General features: G+C 35.2%; 18 protein-coding genes. 3 read left to right on the top strand and 15 right to left on the bottom strand.

The features are described 5' to 3' along the window. Positions 1 to 7: 7 nt before the first annotated feature. The 7 genes from IP023_RS01865 to IP023_RS01835 form a co-directional block, all read right to left on the bottom strand. Entirely contained in the window at positions 8 to 280 is a 273-nt protein-coding gene (locus tag IP023_RS01865; protein WP_241788547.1) for a hypothetical protein, read from the bottom strand. Positions 281 to 304: 24 nt separating this feature from the next. After that, the gene (locus IP023_RS01860) at positions 305 to 2,248 is read right to left on the bottom strand and encodes a tetratricopeptide repeat-containing sensor histidine kinase (RefSeq protein WP_241788546.1); all 1,944 of its coding nucleotides are present in this window, start codon (positions 2,246 to 2,248) and stop codon (positions 305 to 307) included. 223 nt (positions 2,249 to 2,471) lie between these two features. Continuing rightward, complete coding sequence (locus IP023_RS01855) at positions 2,472 to 3,245, bottom strand: succinate dehydrogenase/fumarate reductase iron-sulfur subunit (RefSeq protein ID WP_241788545.1); 774 nt, start codon at positions 3,243 to 3,245, stop codon at positions 2,472 to 2,474. A gap of 65 nt (positions 3,246 to 3,310) precedes the next feature. Further along, positions 3,311 to 5,245, bottom strand: a complete 1,935-nt coding sequence (locus IP023_RS01850; RefSeq protein ID WP_241788544.1) for a fumarate reductase/succinate dehydrogenase flavoprotein subunit — start codon at positions 5,243 to 5,245, stop codon at positions 3,311 to 3,313. A 24-nt stretch (positions 5,246 to 5,269) separates the two neighbouring features. Beyond that, entirely contained in the window at positions 5,270 to 6,049 is a 780-nt protein-coding gene (locus IP023_RS01845; protein ID WP_241788543.1) for a succinate dehydrogenase cytochrome b subunit, read from the bottom strand. Between the two features lie 271 nt (positions 6,050 to 6,320). After that, positions 6,321 to 6,647: a HesB/IscA family protein gene (locus tag IP023_RS01840; RefSeq protein WP_241788542.1), complete on the bottom strand. Its 327-nt coding sequence runs from the start codon at positions 6,645 to 6,647 to the stop codon at positions 6,321 to 6,323. Positions 6,648 to 6,731: 84 nt separating this feature from the next. Beyond that, entirely contained in the window at positions 6,732 to 7,904 is a 1,173-nt protein-coding gene (locus IP023_RS01835; protein ID WP_241788541.1) for a cysteine desulfurase family protein, read from the bottom strand. Between the two features lie 79 nt (positions 7,905 to 7,983). On the opposite strand from IP023_RS01835, the gene IP023_RS01830 reads away from it, so the two are divergent. Next, positions 7,984 to 8,829, top strand: a complete 846-nt coding sequence (locus IP023_RS01830; RefSeq protein ID WP_241788540.1) for a mechanosensitive ion channel family protein — start codon at positions 7,984 to 7,986, stop codon at positions 8,827 to 8,829. 140 nt (positions 8,830 to 8,969) lie between these two features. Here IP023_RS01830 and IP023_RS01825 read toward each other — a convergent pair whose 3' ends face one another. The 6 genes from IP023_RS01825 to IP023_RS01800 form a co-directional block, all read right to left on the bottom strand. Then, entirely contained in the window at positions 8,970 to 10,244 is a 1,275-nt protein-coding gene (locus IP023_RS01825) for a DUF5689 domain-containing protein (protein WP_241788539.1), read from the bottom strand. Between the two features lie 10 nt (positions 10,245 to 10,254). Next, complete coding sequence (locus IP023_RS01820; RefSeq protein WP_241788538.1) at positions 10,255 to 11,724, bottom strand: SusD/RagB family nutrient-binding outer membrane lipoprotein; 1,470 nt, start codon at positions 11,722 to 11,724, stop codon at positions 10,255 to 10,257. A 10-nt stretch (positions 11,725 to 11,734) separates the two neighbouring features. After that, complete coding sequence (locus tag IP023_RS01815; RefSeq protein ID WP_241788537.1) at positions 11,735 to 14,980, bottom strand: SusC/RagA family TonB-linked outer membrane protein; 3,246 nt, start codon at positions 14,978 to 14,980, stop codon at positions 11,735 to 11,737. Between the two features lie 315 nt (positions 14,981 to 15,295). Further along, entirely contained in the window at positions 15,296 to 16,021 is a 726-nt protein-coding gene (locus IP023_RS01810; protein WP_241788536.1) for an MIP/aquaporin family protein, read from the bottom strand. Between the two features lie 24 nt (positions 16,022 to 16,045). After that, positions 16,046 to 17,542: a glycerol kinase GlpK gene (gene glpK, locus IP023_RS01805; RefSeq protein ID WP_241788535.1), complete on the bottom strand. Its 1,497-nt coding sequence runs from the start codon at positions 17,540 to 17,542 to the stop codon at positions 16,046 to 16,048. A gap of 22 nt (positions 17,543 to 17,564) precedes the next feature. Further along, positions 17,565 to 19,130, bottom strand: coding sequence for a glycerol-3-phosphate dehydrogenase/oxidase (locus IP023_RS01800; protein ID WP_241788534.1), 1,566 nt, complete (start codon positions 19,128 to 19,130; stop codon positions 17,565 to 17,567). A 126-nt stretch (positions 19,131 to 19,256) separates the two neighbouring features. On the opposite strand from IP023_RS01800, the gene IP023_RS01795 reads away from it, so the two are divergent. Next, complete coding sequence (locus tag IP023_RS01795; protein ID WP_241788533.1) at positions 19,257 to 20,021, top strand: DeoR/GlpR family DNA-binding transcription regulator; 765 nt, start codon at positions 19,257 to 19,259, stop codon at positions 20,019 to 20,021. A 51-nt stretch (positions 20,022 to 20,072) separates the two neighbouring features. Here the strand turns inward: IP023_RS01795 and IP023_RS01790 are convergent, their stop codons facing one another. Both IP023_RS01790 and IP023_RS01785 read right to left on the bottom strand, forming a co-directional pair. After that, on the bottom strand, positions 20,073 to 21,629 hold the full coding sequence (locus tag IP023_RS01790) for an OmpP1/FadL family transporter (RefSeq protein ID WP_241788532.1): 1,557 nt from the start codon (positions 21,627 to 21,629) through the stop codon (positions 20,073 to 20,075). A 74-nt stretch (positions 21,630 to 21,703) separates the two neighbouring features. Beyond that, a complete protein-coding gene (locus IP023_RS01785) occupies positions 21,704 to 22,912 on the bottom strand; it encodes a hypothetical protein (RefSeq protein ID WP_241788531.1) in 1,209 nt (402 codons plus the stop codon). A gap of 179 nt (positions 22,913 to 23,091) precedes the next feature. Between IP023_RS01785 and proS the strand changes: the two genes are divergently transcribed. After that, positions 23,092 to 24,567 (top strand): proline--tRNA ligase, encoded by a 1,476-nt coding sequence (proS, locus tag IP023_RS01780; RefSeq protein WP_241788530.1) that lies wholly within the window; start codon positions 23,092 to 23,094, stop codon positions 24,565 to 24,567. The last annotated feature ends 37 nt before the right edge of the window (positions 24,568 to 24,604 follow it).

The raw sequence follows: 24,604 nt of genomic DNA, 5'->3' as shown, positions 1-24,604 counted from the left end.
TAAAATATTATTTTTTATTACCGTTTTTTATTTTTGGTTTAGGAGAAAAAGAATACTGCTTAGTATTCTTTTTTTCTTGCTCTTGTTTTTTTATTAAGTTATTAAGATAAACGATTAAGGCTGATGGCCCTAATACAGGGATCATCATAGATAGCAGTGAAAGAATAACTAACCCTCCTGTAGCATTTTTAACTTTGAAAAGACGAATTAACGCAATTCCTGTCAAAGCCATATGAATTACTAACGCTATATTTACTATAATTTCTTTATCTATATCCATAGACGCAAATATAAGTTATACTCTTTATATATCGGAGTGAATTGGCTTATGAATTTGTTTTTTAGTGTTCTCTAAACTTGCGTTATCGCTTGTTTTAATGTCTTGATTTTTCTTGTTAATATGGATATGGAAAGTAGTGCCTATCCTAATTTTTGATTCTACCTGTAATTTCCAGTTTAGACTTTCAGCAAAATTATAACATAGTAAAAGTCCTATACCAGCTCCTTGTTCATTTAATGTACCTTTTGAACTGATCTTCGATTTATCTGTATAAAATATTCTTTTTACATGTTCTTCTCCCATACCTACACCATTATCTTTAATATATAAATCCCAAGAATCATTGTTTTCAATAATACCAATTTCTATGCGTTGATAAAATTCACTATACTTTATAGCATTGTGTAGAATATTACGGATTATAAACTCTGTTCGCATTTCATCTCCCCATACAAATGTATTTGTAGGGATATTGTTAATTATTTTTAAATGTTTTACTTTAATATTAGAGCGTAAAGTGTTAAAACATTTGACTGTGACTGTATGTATATTGAATGATGACCATGCGATTGAATTTGTTTTCATTTGCACTTTTGACCAAAATAGTAGATCGTTTAATAAATTTGACGTTATGTCTAATTCTTGCTTGATCTCTTTCATTAAAAATGAGTTTTGTTCAGGACTCAATTGAACTTCAGAAGATAATTCAACTATAGATTTTAAATTTGATATAGGTGATTTTAAATCATGCGAAATAATAGAAAATAGTTTAGTTTTGAAGGTTTCTGATTGTTTTAAAAAGCTATTTTGATTATACAACTGGTTAGCTTTAGCTTGCATGGAATCCTTTGATCTTAGTATGGATCTATTTTTCTTTACAAGATCTACGACTAACATGATCAGTACCAATGAGAAAATTATAGATATGATGCTGATAACTTTATTTTTTTCTGCTCTATTCTGTTCAATCTTATTTTTGAGCATCAGATTTATATTATCAAGTCCTTTTTTCTCGGATTCATATTTTATTTTTAGCTCTTCTCTTAATTTTTCCCTGGACGCTAAAAGTGTATTATTATCTATTTGAGATTCTATACTAGGTTGATTCGTATGGTTGGCATTAGAATTTCTAATTTTATTACTTATCACAATGATATTTTTATCATTTGTATTTAAGAGATGAAATGCCTTGTTTGTTGTTATATAGGTATATAGTTCGTTTATTTTATTTTGTGCTTCCTCAAAATTGTTCTTTGTTAATGCTAATTCTGATAGTAGGAGTTTACTTGTTGCTACTGATTCATCATTTCGATTTTGAAGGGCTATTTTCTCTCCTTTTAAAGCATAGTTAGCTGCATAATTAAATTCCCTAGCATCAAAATATAACCTTGCTAAGGTTAAATATGAATTTTCTAGTGTTTTGTCTGTTTTTAGTTTTTCTTTATATTGGATGGCTATTTTTGCATATTTTATAGCGGCATCTTTATCTTTTATATTTTTATGATCGTAGTACTTATCTTTATAATAATTCGCTATATTATTATAAATTCTTGCTAAAAGGTTAGTGTTGTTGTTTTGAAGGACTAATTGTTTACTTCGCTGGTAAAATTCTAATGCTTGTTCTTTATCTTGACCTTTATAGAATATATTTCCTATGTTGATTAATGTTTCAGCTATTAAATTGGAATCGTTTAGATTCTCTCTTAATTTGAGAATCTCATAATGCATTTTTATACTCTCATCGGGTTTATCTAATATAAGTAAACAAACAGCTTCAATATTCATACAGCTTGACATTTTAGCGTATGATTCTATTTTCTTAAAATATGTAGCCCCCTGTTGTGCCCATAATATTGCATTTTTTGTGTCACTAGCATAATTTTGTTTTGCTAATTCATAATAAATGTTGGCATTTATAGAGTCAGGGTTTTGTGGACTAATAAGTTTAAGTAAACTATCGGTTTGCATAGTTTGGCCTATGATGTTTCCTAAGTGAAAAACATACATAAAAAGTATAATAAATACTCTTAAGAGACTTTTAAAAAGCATCTGTGTAGGTATAAAGTGATTTGTAATGATAAATATAATGATATTATATATTTTTTCATTATTTAATGTATATTATTCTTATAAATAAAAAAGGGCTTACTCTTTAAAAGAATAAGCCCTTTTTTATTTATAAGAATAAATGTTAAGCGTGAATATCTCTTTGAGATAAAACTTTAGCGCTTAAATATTCTCTATTTAACCTAGCGATATTTGTCAATTTGATACCTACTGGACATTCAGCTTCACAAGCACCTGTATTTGTACAGTTACCAAAGCCTTCAGCATCCATTTGATCAACCATTGCTTGAGCACGCTCGTAACGCTCTGTTTGACCTTGAGGTAATAATGCAAATTGAGATACTTTAGCTGATACGAATAACATAGCAGAAGCATTTTTACAAGCTGCCACACAAGCACCACAACCGATACAAGTAGCAGATTCGAAAGCCTCGTCAGCGATTACCTTAGGGATAGCTATAGTATTAGCATCAGGTACACCACCAGTATTGATATTTACATAACCACCAGCATGTTGGATACGATCGAATGCCGTACGATCTACCGCTAAATCTTTTAATACTGGAAATGCCGCTGCTCTCCAAGGTTCGATTACGATAGTTTGTCCGTCATGGAAAGAACGCATGTGCAATTGACATGTTGTAGTTCCTTGGTTAGGACCGTGTGCACGACCATTGATTACCAATGAACACATACCACAGATACCTTCACGACAATCGTGGTCGAAATATATAGGGTCTTCACCCTTACGTGTCAAATCGTCGTTTACAATATCAAGCATTTCTAAGAAAGACATATCATCAGCGATGTCTTTTGCTTGAATAGTCACGAATTGACCAGTTGATTTATCATTTTTTTGACGCCATACTTTTAGCGTTAAATTCATGTGATTACTCATATCTATATATGATTTGAGATTTGAAAGTACAGCTATTAGTAAATCTAATAGCTGTATTTTTAAATCTATTTATAACTTCTTTGTGTTAACTTAACGTTTTCGAATATTAATTCTTCTTTATGAAGAACTTCTGGTTGGTTTTCACCTTTGTATTCCCATGCAGCTACGTAAGCGTATTCTTCGTCATTACGTTTTGCTTCACCTTCTTCAGTTTGTGATTCCAAACGGAAGTGACCACCACATGATTCCGCACGGTTCAATGCATCGTCAACCATTAATTCTCCTAACTCAATAAAGTCAGCCACACGACCAGCTTTTTCTAAAGACATATTCATCTCTTCGTTCTCGCCTAATACATTCGCATTAGTCCAGAAATCTTTCTTCAAGTTTTGAATCAATCCTTTAGCTTTTGTTAAGCCTTCAGCTGTACGTGCCATACCACAGTATTCCCACATGATAAGACCTAATTCTTTATGAATATCATCTACAGTCTTAGTACCACGAAGAGCTAATAATTTATTCACATTCTCTTCTACTTCTTTACGAGTTTGTTCGAAAGCAGGGTGGTTTTTGTCAACTGGCGCAAATGATCCTAAGTTTGCTAAGTAATCACCTACAGTGTAAGGGATAACAAAGTAACCATCCGATAGACCTTGCATCAATGCAGAAGCACCTAAACGGTTAGCACCGTGATCCGAGAAGTTAGCTTCACCTAAACAGTATAAACCTGGGATAGTAGTCATCAAGTTGTAATCAACCCATACACCACCCATTGTATAGTGAACAGCAGGGTATATACGCATTGGTTGTTTGTACGGATTCTCATCTGTAATCTTAGCATACATGTCAAATAAGTTACCATATTTAGCACGTACTGTATCTTCACCCAAACGCTCAATTGCTTCAGCAAAGTCTAAGTATACAGCAACACCTGTTTTACCAACACCACGGCCGTCATCAACCATTTCTTTCGCGTTACGAGAAGCAACGTCACGAGGCACTAAGTTACCGAATGATGGGTACTTACGCTCTAAGAAATAATCTCTATCGTCTTCTTTGATATCTGCAGCTGTTAATTCTCCTTTACGAAGTTTAGCCGCTAATTCTTTTGTTTTTGGAACCCATACACGACCATCATTACGTAATGACTCTGACATCAATGTTAATTTTGATTGGTGGTCACCAGTTACAGGGATACATGTAGGGTGGATTTGTGTATAACAAGGGTTCGCGAATAAAGCGCCACGTTTGTGTGCTCTCCAAGAAGCTGTTACGTTACATCCCATCGCATTTGTCGATAAGAAGAATACGTTTCCGTAACCACCAGTACATAACAATACCGCATGTGCTTCGTGCGATTCAATTTTACCTGTTACCAAATCACGTGTAATGATACCTTTCGCTTGTCCGTCGATTTTCACTAAATCTAACATCTCGTGACGTGTGTAAGATTTAACTTTACCTTTGTGGATTTGACGGTTTAATGCCGAATAAGCACCTAATAATAATTGTTGTCCAGTTTGACCACGAGCATAGAATGTACGTGATACTTGAGAACCACCGAATGAACGGTTATCCAATAAACCACCGTACTCACGAGCAAAAGGAACACCTTGAGCAACACATTGATCGATGATGTTTACAGAAACTTCAGCCAAACGGTATACGTTGGCTTCACGTGCACGGTAATCACCACCTTTGATTGTATCATAGAATAAACGGAAAACAGAGTCACCGTCATTTTGATAGTTTTTAGCAGCATTGATACCACCTTGAGCTGCAATAGAGTGTGCACGACGAGGTGAATCTTGGTAACAGAATGTTTTTACATTGTAACCTAATTCTGCTAATGAAGCTGCTGCTGAAGCTCCTGCTAAACCTGTACCTACTACGATAATAGTAAATTTACGTTTGTTGGCAGGATTCACCAACTTCATATTGAATTTATGTTTTGACCATTTTTCGGCTAATGGGCCTGCTGGTACTTTAGAATCTAACATATCTTTATTTTTAAATAGAGATTACTAACCTTTGAAAAAGAAATATAACGGCATTAAAGCAAATAATACAGGGATTATAACGCCAAATAACCATACACCAATAGTTCTGATGCAGCCTATGTATCTTTTGTGGTTAAAACCCACTGTTTGGAAAGCCGATTGGAATCCGTGAATTAAGTGGAATGCTAATGCAGCCATAGCAATAACATATAATGCCACTAATGGTAAACTTTGAAAAGCGAAATCTACTTGTTTGTACAAATCTCTTGCTTGTACAGTTTCAATTCCATTTTCTACTTGAACAGAATAAACGGTAAACTCATTTGCTGTAAGCTCTCTTACTTCTAATTGTTGACCTGTTTTTAAATCAGTTTTGTACTCAATGTAAGGAACTTGGTCGTTGTGGTACTTCCACCAAAAGTTAGACATGTGAGTTGCAATAAAAACTAATAATACAGTACCTAAGATACCCATATTACGAGAATTCCACTTGCTGTTTGCGCTACCAGCGCTTTGATTATAACCTACTGGCCTAGCTGACTTGTTTTTCAACGTTAATACAAGTGCGTAGATTGCGTGAATGATAACAGAAGCGTAAAGTAGATACGATACTACTTTAATAGGAGGGAAGGTTGTCATGAAGACAGCGTACTTGTTGAAAGCGTAGCCTGCGTCATTATTAAATAACTGCAAGTTACCAATCAAATGAATTAACAAGAACATACATAAAAATAGTCCTGTTAAGCTCATGATTAGTTTCTTTCCTAGTGAGGAACTAAATAGCGGCTTTGATTTACTACTCATTATCGTTTAAAATTTATTTCTACAAAAATATCTAAATCATTTATAAAAATGACTTTAAACCAATAAAAAAGATGCAATTTAGAATTGTTCTAAACCGATAAAGATGCATTTGAATGTATATACTACATAATTGGCCAACGATCCTAAGAATCATTGGCCAATTATGTATTTATCGTATTTTTATTTATTAAATAATAAAAGGATTATCTGAAAAAATAAAGATTTAGGATTTACTCCGACTATTTATTTTGTAAAAGATTAATCTATTACTTTATACAGAGAAGCTTTCTCCACAAGCACAAGTTCTTGAAGCATTGGGATTATGAAATTCGAAGCCTTTACCATTTAATCCGTCTGAATAATCTAATTCTGTTCCCGCAAGGTATAAGTATGATTTAATATCGAGACATACTTTTATCCCTTTATCTTCACAAAATTGATCTCCTTTTTTTTCTTCGTTATCAAAATTTAGTTTATACGATAAACCCGAGCAACCGCCACTTTCAACAGCGACACGTACAAAATAATGTTCATCGTATTTTTCCGTTTCCATAATATGAAGAATACGTTCTTTTGCTTTATCAGTTATCGTTACCATGGTGTAATATTATATTTATTCCTTACAAAGTTCGTAATTAATTTTCCAATAGCAATACTAAAAGAGTTTATATACTGTCATAAATTAGTGTAACAGTCCGCTTTTGTACATTTGCCATATAGGGGATTCCATTCTTATTTTATGTATTGTTTTTTTTAGTTCGTCGATAACAGTATCTAATTCTATTTTTTTAGTGTATTTAGATAATGAAAATCGTATACAACTTAAAGCATCATTATCCGAAAGATGCATAGCCTTGAGTACATGGGAAGGGTTACGATCCCCGGAAACACATGCTGAACCTGAAGATAATGCTATATTTGGTAGCTTTGCTATTAACTGACTATTTGGTACATACTTGAAAAGTATATTACTTGTGTTAGCAATACGATTTGCTTTTTTTGCTAAAACAATACATTCGTCAATCTCTGTTTCGATACGTTTTTCAAAATAATTACGTAATTCCGCTATTTGTTCTTTATCTGCATTTGAAAGTACCTCAATTGCAGTGCCAATTCCTACAATATTGGGTACGTTATGCGTGCCTGCTCGGAAGCTATTTTCTTGTTTTCCACCCATTATTAGTGGGGCTATTTGGATAGGTTTAGTTTTTCTACGGATATAAACAGCACCAATTCCTTTTGGGCCATGAAATTTGTGTGCACTGAAGCAAAATATATCTATCGGTGTGGCACTTAAGTTAATGTTTTCCTTTCCAATGTATTGTGTGCCGTCACAAAAGAAAAGAATACCTTTTTCTTGGCATATTGTTGCTATTTCAGCTATAGGATGTATTATACCAGTTTCATTATTCGCTGCCATCAGGCATATTAGAATAGTATCTTTAGTGATATGATTACGGAGCTCTTCTAAGTTAATATTGCCTTGATCATCTACAGCGAGGTAAGTAATGTTAGCTCCTTTTTTTGATAATGCTTCGCAGGTTGATAACACAGCTTTGTGTTCTGTTTGGCATGTGATAATGTGATTGCCAATTGAGTTATACCTTTCACATATCCCCTTAAGGACAGTTGATATAGATTCCGTGGAACCACTTGTAAAGAAGATTTCTTTAGCTTGTACCTGTAGGTGGCGAGCTATATTATTACGTGCCTTTTCTATAGCTTGATGAGCATTTCTTCCTAGTTTATGCTGTATACTCGCTGCATTTCCATACTCTTCTTTTAGATAAGGTAACATTGTCTCTAGTACAGTGTCATCAATTCTTGTCGTAGCGTTATTATCTAAATAAATCATCAGCTAAAGTTATTTAAAATATATTAAATAGGGTATTCAAGGTTTAATTTTATACATTTGAGTATAAAGAATAATCGTTATGGAACAATTTGATATACAAACAAGGATAGAGAAATTAATTGATTTAGTTGTATTAAAGGTGCCAGAAGTGGTGGCTGCCATTGTAATTCTTATCATCGGTAAGTATGTAATTAGATTTGCTATTAGTTTAATACAACGTAGGTTTGAGCGAAGAAATTTTGATAAGTCAGTTTCTGGTTTTATTCTTAGTTTGATAAGATTTATCTTTTATGGTTTATTGATATTGACAGTGGCGAGTACTGTAGGTATACAGACGACTTCATTTATTGCTGTTTTATCTGCATTTGGTTTAGCTATAGGTCTTTCCCTTCAGGGGAGTTTGGCTAATTTTGCTGGAGGCGTATTAATTTTAATATTTAGACCGTTTGAGGTAGGAGATTATATAGATTCAGCAAATGGTTCTACAGGTACTGTTGACAAAATAGATTTGTTATATACCGCCATTACCGATGATAATGGCATACGTGTATTTAGCCCGAATGGTACGTTAGCTAATTCTGTAATACGTAATTTTACTAAGGTTTCTTCACGAAGATTTCAGTTTATAGTAGGTATTAGTTATGATGATAACATCAAGATAGCTAAGGAAGCTATTCTTGAGGTTTTGAAAAATGATCCCAATATGAATCAAGAGCCTGCGCCAGATGTTTTTGTAGGTGATTTGGCTGATAGTTCTATTAATTTAACCATTAGAGGTTGGGTTAAACGTGAAGTATATTGGTTGACGGTAAATAATTTACGCGAGAAAATTAAGATCGCCTTAGATGAGCAAGGAATTTCAATTCCATATCCACAAACAGAAATGTCCATTAAGAATAATCCGTTTCCAAAAGATATTTCTTAGTTGATGATCTCGTGCAGTCATAAACTTACGTTTGTTTGAAAAACTGCTTCTTGCTTTTTTGAATATCTATGCTCCTGACGGTTACGTCAGGAGCATAGATATAATGGCAATATTGTTTGTGATTGTTGCCCTCTTAAAGTTTAGTAACTTCTGAAAATCGATATATCATCGATTCCTAAGCGACCATTCTCAATCGTATTAGAACTTGTTCCTAATCCTAATTTATGTACTCTAAACCGAACTGGCTCTTGGATATTCATTAAGAAAACAGCTTGTTTAGCGCTTAGACTCTCCGATGTTTTATGTGCATCGTTTATGATTTCGCCTAATTGTGTCCATGTAGTCCCTTGGTCTGTAGAGTACTCTAGTTTGAAGGAGCTTGATCTATCAGTATAGTATGCACCATACCAAAATGTTACTTTTGACGCTCCATTAGGTAAATCAAAATTCATCTGTAGATAGGCAGGTACAGCAAGATTTTGCTGAAAACGGATTGCATTTTTTCCTGATACAATTCGATCTCTACCTTGTGTGTCACCAATTATAGATTGGAATAGGTGCCATTGTCCAGTTTGAAAACCTACATTATTATTGATGGCTGTCATGTTGTAGCTACCTTTTGCGGTGTCAGGATTTTCAAAGGTTTCGGGCCATCCAGCATATATGCGACCACTAGGGTACATCATGCCGTCATAAGATTGAAGTCTCAGTTGAATCTCTTTGTTTTTTTTGAAGGCGATGCCTACAAATGTAGCACTTGGAGCGACTGGATTATTTGCAAATTTTGCCTCATCTTCGGTAAATAGATTTATAGCATTCTCCCCATCGGAAAGGATTTTATTACCTTTTAGTGGTGTACCATTGGAAGGCTCCGTTTCTAGATCTGATGTTATGTTTACATAGGTAGATTCATAATCTGAGAAATTATTAATTAATGATGCTATCGATATAGACCTAGATTCTACTTGATTTCCAGAGTTTATGACTTTGATATTTTCACTGTTAAAATTTTTCAATACTAATAATTCATCCTGCGTAGTAAGTGTCGTATTATCAATATTTACATATACCGAATCACCAAATTTGTAGGTATTCGTTCCCGTAGGATAAGCATCATTTAAATCTATTAATATACCTCTTGTTTGTCCACGCCAAGTATTCTGTACGGCAAGGTAATTTTTAGGCATATTATTCTCTGTACTATTTGAGATAACTACACCCTTGAAATATTTAGCCTCATTTAGTTTTTGTGCTTCTAATTTTACGTCAGATCCTTTGTATAGGTTTCTTATCGTAAATAGCGATGTCTCAGGATTGCTTATTCCTATAGCATAGTTCTCATCCTCCTTTAAACAGGATGTTAATAGCGTGCTCGATATAAGCGCTATTAATGATATGTTTTTGAATTTTTTCATTGTCTTTCTATTAATTTATTCCTACTTGCCACCACATTTGACTGCTAATTTTGTCACCACCAATTCGGCTGATAGCCGTTTCATAATTAGCTTTGTTTAAGGACTGCGTGATTAATGGATAGCTCAAGCGTACGGGCATTTTGCCATCATTTTGTAAGGAAACACCAGTATATAGATCTAGAAAGCCTGTTCTACGGTATTCAAACCATTGTTGAAAATCTGTAAACATTAGCGTATAGTACTTCTGTAGATGTATTTTCTTTAATATTGTTGTTTGAGAATCGGACTGCTGTATAGCTACTTTGGGATTGTCAAAGTAGTTGACAGGTACAGTTGCTCCCCACATTTCAATTGAGGATTGTACTCCTTTATTGTAATAATCGATAGCATTTTTTTGTATTATTCCTCTTTCTCCCAATTCTGCTAATATGAATAGTAACTCCGGATAACTCATTATTATTCCGGGCAATAATGGTCCTTTCAATGTGAGTTGAAATCTAGATTGAAGTTCGGGGATACTTCCTTTAGGGTATCCTGATTCTATACCTCCATATACGCCTAAAGTAGCTTCTGTCGCCCAAATGCTTAACCTAGGATCACCCAACTCTAATAAATTGTTAATAAAGAATTCCGAATATCCTTTATCACCATTGAAATCTAAATCTCTAGCATTGTAAAAAGGATTTAAATAAGGCTCTTGAGAAATGAATTTTAGAATCGCAGACTCATCATTTGAATTCATTATTGGATACTCTGCAGGATTATTGTCTACTATTTCTTTAATTTTCTCGACGGAGTTTAGTTCTGGCTTATGAGAAGTTCTCAATAAAAGACGTAGATATAATGAATTGCCTAGTTTCCTCCATTTTGTTGGATCACTACCATATATAGGGTCAAAACCATTATTGCCTGACTCAACAGCAACATTTTCTTTAAGTAATTCATTTGCGCGTTCTAACTTTAATAATATATCGCGGTATATATCTATTTGATTATCAAAATAAGGCGTTGTATTATTGTTTGTATAGCCTAGATTACTTTCAAAATAAGGAATATCTCCATAGGTGTCTGTCAAAAGTGATGTTACCCAGGCATCCAATATTAAAGAGATCCCTTGGTAAGTTTGGTATCCAGTTTGACGACCGATTTCTGCTTTGTTATAGATATCACGGATATTAGTCAATTGTAAGTACCAATTTTTCCACATATACTCTGTTTCTGTAGCTCTAACTTCATATCTATGAAATTCGCGGTTATCATTTCGGGTAACCGTTACTTGCATAAACTCATTGTTTATACGGAAATTACGATCTAGATTCGCCGTGATAACACTATATATTGCAGGACCTAATAGACTTTGAGGTGCTACGGCAGTGCTTTCATTGGGATTTGTATTGATTTTAACAAAATCCTTGGTACAGCTAGATAAGCTTATACTTAAAGCGGTACATAGTATAGTTGATTTAATAAATGCTTTCATAATCTAATGCTTAAAAAGATAGGGATAGGTTGATACCATAGTTGCGTGTAGAAGGGAATTGTGCTATTTCAGCTCCTTTTTCAACACCACTACTATTTAAAGATCCAAATTCAGGGTCAAAAGAAGGCCATTTAGAAAATACAAATAGGTCGCGACCATATAAGCCTATTGTTGCTCTTTGCAATTTCATTTTTGATAACACATATTTTGGTATGGTATAGTCAATTCTTACTTCCCTTAATTTGATGTAATCAGTAGAAAAAGTATTAGATTCAATATTATCTCTGTTGAAATGTTTTCTATAGTAGCTCGGTGCGGTAACAATCGTGGTATTTGGGGAGAATGTACCATCACCATTATCAACAACACCTACACCTATTATACCATTTGTTCTTCCGGGAATTGTTTTGGTCAATTTTCCTTCTTCCATTAATACAGCATGCGTTAGGGAATATCCTACACCACCAAATTGGCCATCGACTAAGAAGTTTAAGCCTATGTTTTTATATCTAAATTGACTTCCAATACCAAATTTTGAGGTCGCATTAGCATTGCCTATGTAGATTAAGTCTTCGGTATATTCGGGTAATCCATTTTTATAGATTATCTGTCCTTCCTCATTACGTAGGTAGCCTAAGCCGTACATATCCCCAAAACGTCCACCAACTCGCGCTTCAACCGTACCTCTAGATCCATAGATTGTAGATAGCACTAAGTTGTCTACCATATTTGGTAATTCATTGATGCGGGTGTTGTATTTGGTATAATTACCAAATAATGACCAGTTAAAGGCATCTTTATTTTTGAGAATATCAAAATTCGCTTCTAACTCAAATCCTGTATTCTGAACTTTACCAGCATTGATGATCTGTGTTTGATAACCGCTTGACGGATCGATTGGTGTTTTTAAGATTTGATTGTATGAAAAGTTCTTATAAGCTGTAAGATCTATTTTCAATCTATTTTTGAACATACGAAAATCCGTACCTAACTCATAGGAAACAGTGTTTTCGTATTTCAAGTTTAAATCAGGAATGGTTGTAGGATTAGATGTTCCTCCCGAAAATTGGGCTAATCTTTGGTACGTATAACTATTAAGGTAAGGGTTCTTACCGCCACCACCTACTCCAGCTATCGAAGCTCTAAATTTCCAAAATGATATTTGTGTCGGTAATTCAAACAATTGGGATAGTAGAACACTTCCGTTTACGGAAGGATAGAAAAATGGTGATACCTCATTCTTGAGGGGAGAAGCAAGGGTACTAGACCAATCAACGCGTAATGTTCCATCGATAAAGAATGTCTCTTTGTAGCTAAAGTTTGCTAAACCATATAAACTGTGAACAGCATATTCTTCACGCAGTGGTTTATAAACAACGGTCGTTGCCGAATTGGCAAAAGAGTATACATTAGGATATGACAGCTTGTTCGTTGATGCATCTTCTCTAGAATATTTATTATTCATCATTGAACCACCTACATTTACGCCAAATTTGATATCTTGATGTCTATTATTGTTGTAAGTAATTAAGAAATCAGCATTTGTTTCTTGCGCATTGATTCCCTGCTCTTTGTAGTAGCCATACGCATATTTATAGGTATCGAAAGGCCTTTGCTGTGTTCGCTTATCGTAACTCAAATCAATACCTGTACGTACCATTACATTTAATTCATCATTGAATTTATAGTTCGCTTGGATATTTCCAATAATATGATTTTTGTTTTGACCATTCAACATATCATAAGACATGGTTTTAGGATTATCCAATAGATTAGAAAATGGTGTTGTCTGTTCTATACCATATTTATCAGGACGCCAGTTGTTATCAAACCAGGCAGCATCCATATTCGGTGTCATACCACGAATAAAGTACATGTAGCTTTGGTTGTTATAGCCTGTATTAGGTAAGTTATCCGAACTACGGTTATTGTAATTTATTTTTGTAGCAATGCTTAGTTTGTTGGTAATCTGATTGTTTAGATTAGCGGCAATAGAGTTTCTTTTGTATCCTGTATTTGGAATAATCCATGAATTGTATACATTGGTGTACGAAAAACGAGCTGATGTTTTTTCACTGGCTCCAGATAATGAAATGCTATTCGTAGACGTGAAATCGTTAGTGAATAACTCTTTTCTATTGTTTTTGTAAGGACGCCATAATGTTCTTTCTGGAGCTAATACTCTATAGTATTCAGGATTGTATTGATAGAACATTTGATCGTTAAATTTTGCACCCCATGCAGAGGAGGTACTTAATGTAGAAGGACCGTCTTCACTTTGTCCGTAGGAATAATATAAGTCTTGGCCCTCGTCACCCTGGCCATATTCATATTGATACTCCGGCCATCTATTAATGGTGCCTATAGCAGTATTTGAATTTATAGAAACACCAACTTTACCTTTATTTTTATCTGCAATTTTTGTTGTTATAATGATTGCACCACGACTTCCTCTAGATCCATAAAGTGCTGCCGCAGCTGGACCTTTTAATACAGTGATAGATTCAATATCATCTGGGTTTAAATCAGATAATGAACTTCCAAAGTCAACAGGAGAATCTCCATCCAAGTAATTCGAGCTTCCGCTAGTTGTCATTTTGCGACCAGCTTCCATTACTATTCCATCAATTACAATAAGAGCTGTATTATCTCCCGAAAGTGATGTCTCTCCTCTAAGGATTATATTGTTTGACCCAAGTGGTCCACCACCTGATTTTACGACATTTAATCCTGCTACTTTACCTGTTAAAGCATCAGACCAATTGTTTGATATAGCATTCGTTAATTCTTCTCCACCCACTGTAGTAGATGCATAACCCAATGCTTTTTGATCTCTCTTGATGCCTAATGCTGTTACAACGACTTCATCGATATCTTGAGCACTTTCTTCTAATGCAATTTGTACATTATTGTTGGATGTACTAAATTGTCGCGATATTTCTTGATATCCGATTAGATTGAACGTGATTTTATCATCTACTGGAATAGTGATATCGAAGGATCCGTCATTTGTTGATTGTGTTAATACCTTGTTATTACTTCTTATTGATACTCCGCTTAATGCTTTTTTTGTAGTACTATCTACAATTTTACCTTTGATTTTAATTGTTTGCTGCTGACTAATGTGTTTTTCAACCGTATGATATGTGTTAGCATATATTTGGTTTGGTGAATAACAAGCAATAGCCAAAGTAATCCAAAGAACCTTTGAGGTGATTTTTGGATTAATACACTTTTCTTCTATTGGTTTTAACATATGTGATGTATAATAAATTGGTGCTAAATTGCTAAAGTAATGTTAACAGAATATTAACTTATGATGTTTTTTGCGTTTCTACACTTAATAACTGCATAAAAGCTTATTATTGTGCCAAATAAATTCCCAATATGTTGGTATTTTACATATTGGGAAATTCAAAATGCGCACTTTAGTGCATTATTTAATAGAATAGTTTTATTTTTCTAGGTTTGGGGTTACCTAGAATCTTTTATGCTGGATAGCGAAGTGTGGTAGGTAATGATATAGTCTATTACTACATATACGATATCATTACAATATATTTTTGCTTTATTAATAAATCAAAAGGTATGCTATTGCTGCTAATGATGCTCCCAAAATAGGACCTAATACAGGTACCCAAGCGTAGCTAGCGTTGAATGAAGCTTTGTTCTTAATAGGTAATATTGCATGCATTATTCTAGGTCCTAGATCACGAGCAGGATTAATAGCATAACCCGTTGTTCCACCCAAAGATAATCCTATTGCCCATACTAATAATGCTACGGGAATAGCGCCAATACTACCTAATCCTATCGTTGTGTTGTCAGCCATAGTAGCATCTTTAAAGTGCAAGATGGTAAATATCAATACAAACGTACCAAGTGTTTCACTAAATAAATTGATAGGTAAATTTTTGATGGATGGACTTGTACAGAATACCGCTTGTTTTGGTCCCGGGTCTTCGGTAGCAGCAAAATGATCTTTATAAAATAACCATACTAATCCAGCGCCAGTCATGGCACCTAATAATTGCGCAGTTATATAGGATAATGAAGTTGGTGTATCCATCTTCCCTATGATCAAATTGGCCACAGTAACAGCACAATTTAAGTGTGCTCCGCTATATGGGCCTGCTATGGTAACGCCTACAAATACAGCGAGCGCCCATGCTGTAGTAATAACTATCCATCCGGAGTTATTTCCGTTAGTTTTGTTTAGTACAACATTGGCTACTACACCTCCCCCTAGTAGTATCATAATGGCTGTACCGATGTATTCAGCTAAAAATGGTGTCATAATGTTTGGTTTCTTAGTTAATATTTATTTGTAGTTAGCCCAAAACTTAGCTGTTTCGGTTGCTCGTTTCCATTCATGTAACTGTTGAGGAAGTTTTGATGATTTTGTACCTATAAATGTTCTATCCTCCGTCCATAATTCCTCTAGTTCTTTAATATCTTTCCAGAATCCAACAGCGAGGCCTGCTAAGAAAGCAGCTCCTAATGCAGTAGTCTCTGTAACGGATGGTCTAATTACTTTCGTTTTTAATAAATCTGATTGAAATTGCATTAAGAATGTATTTTGTGTAGCTCCACCATCTACTCTTAATTCCTTTATCTTAGAGTTAGAATCTATCTCCATTGCTTTCAGGATATCATAGGTCTGAAATGCAATGCTTTCCAATGATGCTCTGGCAATATGGGCATCATTAGCACCACGGGACAATCCTACGAGTGTACCTCGTGCATCCGCATTCCAGTGTGGGGCTCCTAATCCAGAGAATGCAGGTACTAAGTATACACCATTGGTATCTGGAACACTTGTAGCTAGTTTTTCCACATCACTAGATTTTTTGATGATACCAAGCTCGTCTCTTAACCATTGTACTACGGCTCCACCGATAAATATACTGCCTTCCAAAGCATAGGCCACTTCATTGCCAATTTTCCAACCCACTGTAGTTACAAGTTTATTGGTAGAGATAACAGGTTTATTGCCGATATTCATCAATAAGAAACAGCCAGTGCCATAGGTGTTTTTAACCATTCCTTTTTTTGTACACAACTGTCCAAATAAGGCTGCTTGTTGGTCTCCCGCAATACCGGCAATAGGGATTTGTACATTGCCGATTTCTACGGAGGTATGTGCATATACTTCTGAGCTACTACATACTTTAGGAAGCATGGATTCGGGTATTTCAAATATATCTAACAATTCCTTATCCCATTCTAAGGTATGAATGTTTAGGAGTAATGTACGTGAAGCATTAGAAACATCTGTTACATGTGTCTTTCCATCTGTAAGGTTATATACTAACCATGAGTCTACCGTACCAAATGCTAGTTCTCCTTTTTCGGCTAATTTTCTTGCTCCTTTGACATTATTTAGGATCCAATTGATCTTAGATGCCGAGAAGTAAGAATCTATCGGTAATCCAGTTTTTTCTTGGATGGTTTTTGCTAAACCTTTTTTGACGAGTTCTTGGCAATATTCTGATGTCCGTCTATCTTGCCATACAATAGCATTGTAAATCGGCTGTCCTGTTTTACGGTTCCATACAATCGTTGTCTCGCGTTGGTTGGTAATACCAATACCTTTTATAGTGTCTAACTTAACGTTAGCTTTTGTTATCACTTCTGTAATTACAGAAAATTGTGTCGCCCAAATTTCCAAAGCATCATGTTCTACCCATCCTGATTTTGGATAAATCTGCTTAAATTCCTTTTGTGCTACCTCTACAATTTCTCCTTTGGGATTAAATAGAATCGCACGTGAGCTAGTAGTTCCTTGATCTATCGATAATATATATTCTTTTCTCATAATTGTTTATTTTGGATTCTTCTTATAACATATAATTCGCTACTAATTTTTGATAACTCAGTAATTCTTCGTCAATCCATGTTTGATCTTTATCTAATTCTGTAGCCATCAATTCAGCAACTTTAGGAGCTACTGCTAGTGATGCTTCCGCATCTAAAAGTAATAGTCGAATACGACGTGCTAAAAAATCTTCTACTTTTACGACCATCTCGTGGCGGCAAGCCCAGATTACTTCGGCAGCTATATATTCATGGTCTTGGTGTAATTTTTCTGCTAATGCAGGGGATTCTTTGGCTAAGGCTTGAATTTTATCCGTGTCAGTACCATACATCTGCCAATGTCCTTCTCTTTTATCATGCGTGAAGCCATGGATGTGTAAATCTGTAGTTCGACAAGGGCTAGGAGCAAGTTTACCTGCTTTAATCGCCATGTCAACAGTTTCCTCAGCCATTTTTCGGTAGGTAGTCCATTTACCACCTGTTATGGTTACCAAATTGGAATCACTCTTTATAAGCTTATGATCTCTAGAAATTTCTTTCGTACTATTTTCATTCCCTGCAGTAGGGGCAGCTAGGGGGCGTAGACCAGCAAATATACTTAATACATCTTTACGTGTTGGCGCATGCTCCAGATAATCATTAGCTGTAGATAGTATAAAGGCAATCTCCTCTTCCAAAGGTCTAGGTTCTATTTGATGCGCGTTAAGTGGTGTGTCTGTAGTACCTAATAAAACTTTACCGTGCCATGGTACACCAAATAATACACGACCATCACTAGTTTCAGGAATCATCAATGCATCTTCGTTGCCTAAAAATTTCTTATCTATAACAATATGTGCTCCTTGACTTGGGCGGACTAAATTTTTGTGTGTAGGCGTATCTAATTTTAAAATGTCATCCACAAATATGCCTGTAGCATTGATGATGGCTTTAGATTTAACACTATAAGATTCATTAGTTTCAGTATCTACAAATGTTAAGCCTATTACTTTGCCATTGACATCCTTTTCTATAGATTTTGCCTCTGTATAATTGAGGATTGTTGCGCCTTGTTCTGCTGCTGTTTGACCTAAATTTAATGCTAATCTAGCATCATCAAATTGACCGTCATAATATTGAACACCACCTATAAGACCTTTAGTTTTTATTTTAGGTAACTTCTCTATAACCGTTTCCTTACTAAGGAGTGTTGATTTACCGATACGCAGTTTTCCTGCCATCCAATCGTATAGCTTTAATCCTATTAAGAATTTTAGCTTATTGAAAATACTGTAAGAAGGAATAACAAAACTTTGCACAAAGGAAACATGTGGCGCATTCTTAAAAATTAATCCACGCTCTTTTAACGCTGATAAAACCAATTTAATATCTCCATTTGCTAAGTATCTCACACCGCCGTGAACTAACTTTGTACTTTTACTTGAGGTGCCTTTTGCAAAATCATATTTTTCAATTAAAAGAGTTTTGTATCCTCTAGATGCAGCATCCAATGCGGTACCGAGTCCTGTAGCTCCTCCGCCAATAATCACAATATCCCATTCTGGAATAGTGGATAAGTTTTTTAACGCTTCGTTTCTATTGAAATTCATTGTGATTTGCTTTATTTAATTAGTTTTGTTTTATAAAAATAATAAAAAACGTAAACAAACGAAAGGTTATGAAAAAAAATAATTCTAAATTTTATGTATTTGTGAATAAGTTTGTAACTTTCAAATATGAATAACGTAGAGCGTCACCAATATATAATAAAAGAAATAAATGATAAAGGTCATGTTTCTGTAATAGAATTATGTGAAAGCCTTCATGTTTCTTCTGTAACAATTAGAAAGGATCTTCAATTTTTGGAAGATAGTAGATTATTGTACCGTACACACGGTGGGGCAACGAGTACTAATCCTTATCAAACAGATAGACCTGTCAATGAAAAGGCGAAAATTTATGAATCAGAGAAAGTGTTGATTGGTAGGGCAGGAGCCTTGCTTGTGGACAATAATGATTCTATAATCATAGGATCAGGAACAACGACACAGTTTTTGGCACGGGAAATTAACCCTCAAGGAAATCTTACTGTTGTTACTTCAGCACTCAACGTGACGCTTGAATTACTCAAGCATCAAAATGTCGAAGTTATTCAATTAGGAGGCTCTGTAAGAAGGACATCTTCTTCTGTAGTTGGGCAGTATGCGAATAGTATCTTAGATAATTTCTTCTGTTCTAAATTTTTTTTGGGTGTAGATGGTATTGATTTGGAGTATGGAATATCTACTACGAGTGCTCAAGAAGCTATATTAAATCAGAAAATGATCGATGTTGCACAAAAAGTAATTGTTCTCGCTGACTCTAGTAAATTTGGCCGCAAAGGCTTTGGGAAAATAGCAGATTTTGCTAATGTCGATGTTATTATATCGGATGAAATACCTAAAAATTTTTTAGAGCATTTTAATTCTTTAGGTATTGAAACTATTGTATGTAAAAAATAATAGGGCTACTTCTTAAAAGTAACCCTATTATTTTATCTAACTAGTATTAAATTAAAATTTTGCTCCTATAGTTAAAATACCTGATGTACGTTGATTAGTTATTTTAGCCACTGGTTGATTAATACCTCTATTAATCCAGAAATCACTTAATACATATGGCGCATCATTGTATTTATTTACTTGATGTACCACCGCTAAGTCTAGGTATACTGTATTTGTTAGCTTTACACCTAAGCCTAAACTGCCACTGTAATTGGTGTCATTGGCATATTTGTAGGGATTACCAAAGTAATTAAATCCTGCACGTCCACTAAGGATATTATTGATTAAGTACTCTCCGCCTAAACGTACATTGACTACTCCTTGTAGATTATTCTTTATGGATTCGTTGGTGTTTTTATACCTTTGTACAGGCGTGCCATTTGTTGAAGAATAGCGTATCGTATTGTATGTTACATATTCTACATCTGCAGATAATAACCCTCTAGAGAATAATTTCGTAGCACCCACACTAAATTTCCAGGGTGTAGTCATATTATAATCTGAAGAACTATCGTAATAAGCTGGTTGCTCATATACATAAAAAGGATTTGAGGATGTTGACGTTTCATAATAATAAACATCTGTGAATGCTCTAGTATCATCTTGAACAGTCATCCATGTTGGGGTAGTGACTGTAATACCAAGATTCCAATCCGCTGTAGGTTTATATATAGCACCTATCTTGAGATCAACACCTGTTCCGGCAGTATTTTGAATGAAATTATCAAACAGTTCGTAGCTTTTATTGGCAAATTGATAATCGGCACTGTCTGGATTGGCGAAGTTAGAATTTGGGTTGTCTACTTTTATTTGGTCTGGGGTTTTTGTGAAACCATTCTCTATGAATTTAGTTCTTTTTTCGTAGTTAAAGGTAGTTATCCCAAAGCTAGCACCTAAATATAACTTGTCATTATAGTTTGTACCAAATGATAGCGCTGTTTTGCTTTTGTTGCCTCTTGTTAATATTTCGTTATATTGGTTTTTAGTATCTTTTTCAGATGTGATAGGAAAAAAACCATCATTAGTATTCGCAAATTTTTCTACAAGACCTGATCCTAAGTAAAAATCATTAGCAAAAGTATTGTCATTTGCCATCAAGTCTGTTAGTGTATTTACGATAGTTGATGTGTTGTTATTTCCGTCATAGATAAGGTTGCTATTGTAATTTTGCGTTTTATTATAGCTTATCCCCATATTGAAATTGTGCCAACCTGAATTGTTATACGTAGGGAAGTTGAATACAGCACCTGCTTGATCTACTCCAAAATTAGTCTTGTTACTGTTGCTTTTTGTACCAAAATAATCCGTTTTATTTTTGTTGCCTAATAGATTAAAAGTAGCCGAAACATCCGATCTAGAGTAAAATCCTAAGCCTGCAGGGTTGCCATTGATTGAAGATATATCCCCACCCACTGCAGTCTGTACATTACCCATAGCCTTGATGCGAGCAGATCCAGGGTTGTCATCTTTTGAAAATTTTACAGCATCATCTATTGATTGTGCTTGTACAGAACCCCAATAAATGCTAGAGATAAAAACAGAAAGTACAATATATTTTAGTTGCATAATAAGTAGAATATTTATGTGAAAATATTAGCTACCATAGGGTAGCTAATATTTGTATAGCTAATGATTTAAAATTATCTTCTCGATGATCCTGATGATCTTGAGGCACCGCCTGAAGAACTTCCTGATGATCTAGACATACCTGAAGATGAACTACTTGTTGATCCTCTAGATATTGTCGAGTTTGAAGAATTCGATGACGCTCTATTTGATGACGAGTTTGAGTTATTACTGCTTGGAGGTGTATATGATTGACCTCTACTCGTTATTGGCGAGCTTGTCGATCTACGGGAGCTATTTGCAGCAGATGATGATCTTTCTGTTGTAGTAGCTCTATTTGTCATGCTGGTGTTGCCAGTCGCAGGACGACTATTGTTAATTGCATTATTTGAATTTCTATCACCTGTAGTATTGGTGTTTGAACGTGTAATTGTACCTACAGCTCCTCTACGTGAATCAGGTGAAGAAACTCTATTGCCTGATGTCGTCGTTGTAGAAGTACGATCTACTACATTCGCTGCGGCTGCTCTTGTGCCTGTTACAATACGACCATTGTTATCTCTAGTTACGGTAGTATTAGTACCTCTATTGATCGTGTTACCGTTGTTTCCAACTCTAGCATTGAATCGGTCTCTGCTTTCCGAACGCACGGAAGTACGATTTACCCTAGGGTTGTATGCATATCCGCCACCATAGTAGCCTCCGCCACCGTAGTATCCACCACCATAGTAGCCGCCGCCACCATAGTATGGATGTCCCCAGGAGTTGTAGTATGGGTTACCTCCCCAATAGCCACCGCCGTAACCGTAGCCATAATATGGGTAGCCCCAGCCACCACCAAATCCGTAATATGGACTATTCCATCCGAAGCCAAATCCAAATCCATTGCCCCAGCCCCAATTATTCCATCCAAATCCCATTCCAAAACCACCATAACCATACCAAGGGTTAAAGAATGGATCAAAGTATGTCATGCCTGGAGATGAGTAGTAGAATCTATTGATACGGTTTGCGTATTCTAGATCTTCATATTCATTTCCTTCATAGTATTCTTGATCCGAATAATCGTCGTTATAATATTTATTGTTATCTTGTGGCTCTGCTAACTTACTGTTGTCAGTGTAATAATAATCAGGACTTTGGTACACATTGCTTACGCGTTGTGGGGTTTTATTATTATACATATCATCCTTAGTAGCTATTTGCTGACTTGTAGAACAAGCGCCAAGCGATAGTATCGCTGCTAATGCCCATCCTCCAACTAATAATCTATTCGTTTTCATATATCTTTATCTCTAAGTGTTTAGATAATCCAGTGTCTTTTTACTATCTTAGACGCAGTTTTTTACAAAGGTTTAATCGTAGTATCAAAATTATAAATAATATTATGATTTGACCAATGAAAAGATATATATAGCCCATTTTGGGATAAAGTTTTTAATATTAAATAGTTAAATAATCGATGAGCAAAGGAATAACAAGTCGTAGTGAAGATTATTCACAATGGTACAATGACCTAGTTATTAAGGCAGATCTTGCAGAATATTCTGCAGTGCGCGGGTGTATGGTGATTAAGCCATATGGATATGGTATTTGGGAGCGTATGCAAGCTATCTTGGACAAGCGCTTTAAAGAAACAGGACATAGTAATGCTTATTTCCCTTTGTTTATCCCCAAATCATTCTTCTCCAAAGAAGCTTCGCACGTAGAAGGTTTTGCTACAGAATGTGCTGTAGTGACGCACTACCGTCTTAAAAATGATGGCAATGGTAATATTGTTGTGGACGAAGATGCTAAATTGGAAGAAGAGTTGATCGTAAGACCGACTTCTGAAACTATTATTTGGAATACATATAGAGGGTGGATTGAATCCTATCGTGATCTTCCAATTTTGGTAAACCAATGGGCGAATGTAGTACGTTGGGAGATGCGTACGCGTTTATTCCTGCGTACAGCGGAGTTTTTGTGGCAAGAAGGACATACAGCACACGCTACTAGCGCTGAAGCAATTGCTGAAGCGGAGCAAATGCTAAATGTATACGCTGATTTTGCGGAAGGCACATTGGCTGTTCCTGTGATTCGTGGCCGTAAAACGGAGAATGAGCGTTTTGCGGGTGCTTTAGATACGTTCACTATCGAGGCATTGATGCAAGATGGTAAAGCTTTACAAGCAGGTACTTCTCACTTCTTGGGTCAAAATTTTGCTAAGGCTTTTGATGTTAAATTTACATCTAAAGAAGGTAAGCAAGAGTATGTTTGGGCTACTTCATGGGGTGTATCTACACGTCTGATGGGTGCGTTAATCATGGCGCATTCGGATGATCAAGGTTTGGTACTTCCTCCAAAGTTGGCACCCATTCAAGTTGTTATCGTTCCTATCTTTAAAACGGAAGAAGAGAAAGCTAATATTGATACTTTTGTAGACAATTTGAATACAGAATTGAAAGCTAAAGGTATCTCTGTAAAATATGATGACCGTGATACCCAACGTCCAGGCTTCAAATTTGCGGAGTGGGAATTGAAAGGAGTGCCTTTGCGCTTAGCTATCGGTGCACGTGACTTGCAGAATGGTACAGTTGAATTGGCCCGCCGTGATACACAAACCAAAGAAACCGTTTCTCAAGAAGGATTAGCAGATAATATAGAGTCTTTATTAGATGCTATTCAGGAGAATATCTTCCAAAAAGCGCTTAATTTCCGTGATTCTCATATTACTGAGGTAGCTTCATATGATGAATTCAAAGAGGTATTGGATACTAAAGGTGGGTTTGTATCTTGTTTCTGGGATGGTGAAGTAGATACGGAGAAACGCGTTAAAGAAGAAACGAAAGCTACAACACGTTGTATTCCTTTAGATTATACGGAAGACCAAGAGGGTGTTTGTATCTTTACCGGTAAAGCAACGAATAAGCGTGTTCTATTTGCTAGAGCATACTAGTATATACATTATTACTACTATAAATAGAAGAAGGAAT

Origin of the sequence: Sphingobacterium rhinopitheci, from assembly GCF_022627575.1 — a bacterium.
Classification (GTDB): domain Bacteria; phylum Bacteroidota; class Bacteroidia; order Sphingobacteriales; family Sphingobacteriaceae; genus Sphingobacterium; species Sphingobacterium rhinopitheci.
This window is presented reverse-complemented; position numbering and strand designations above follow the sequence as displayed.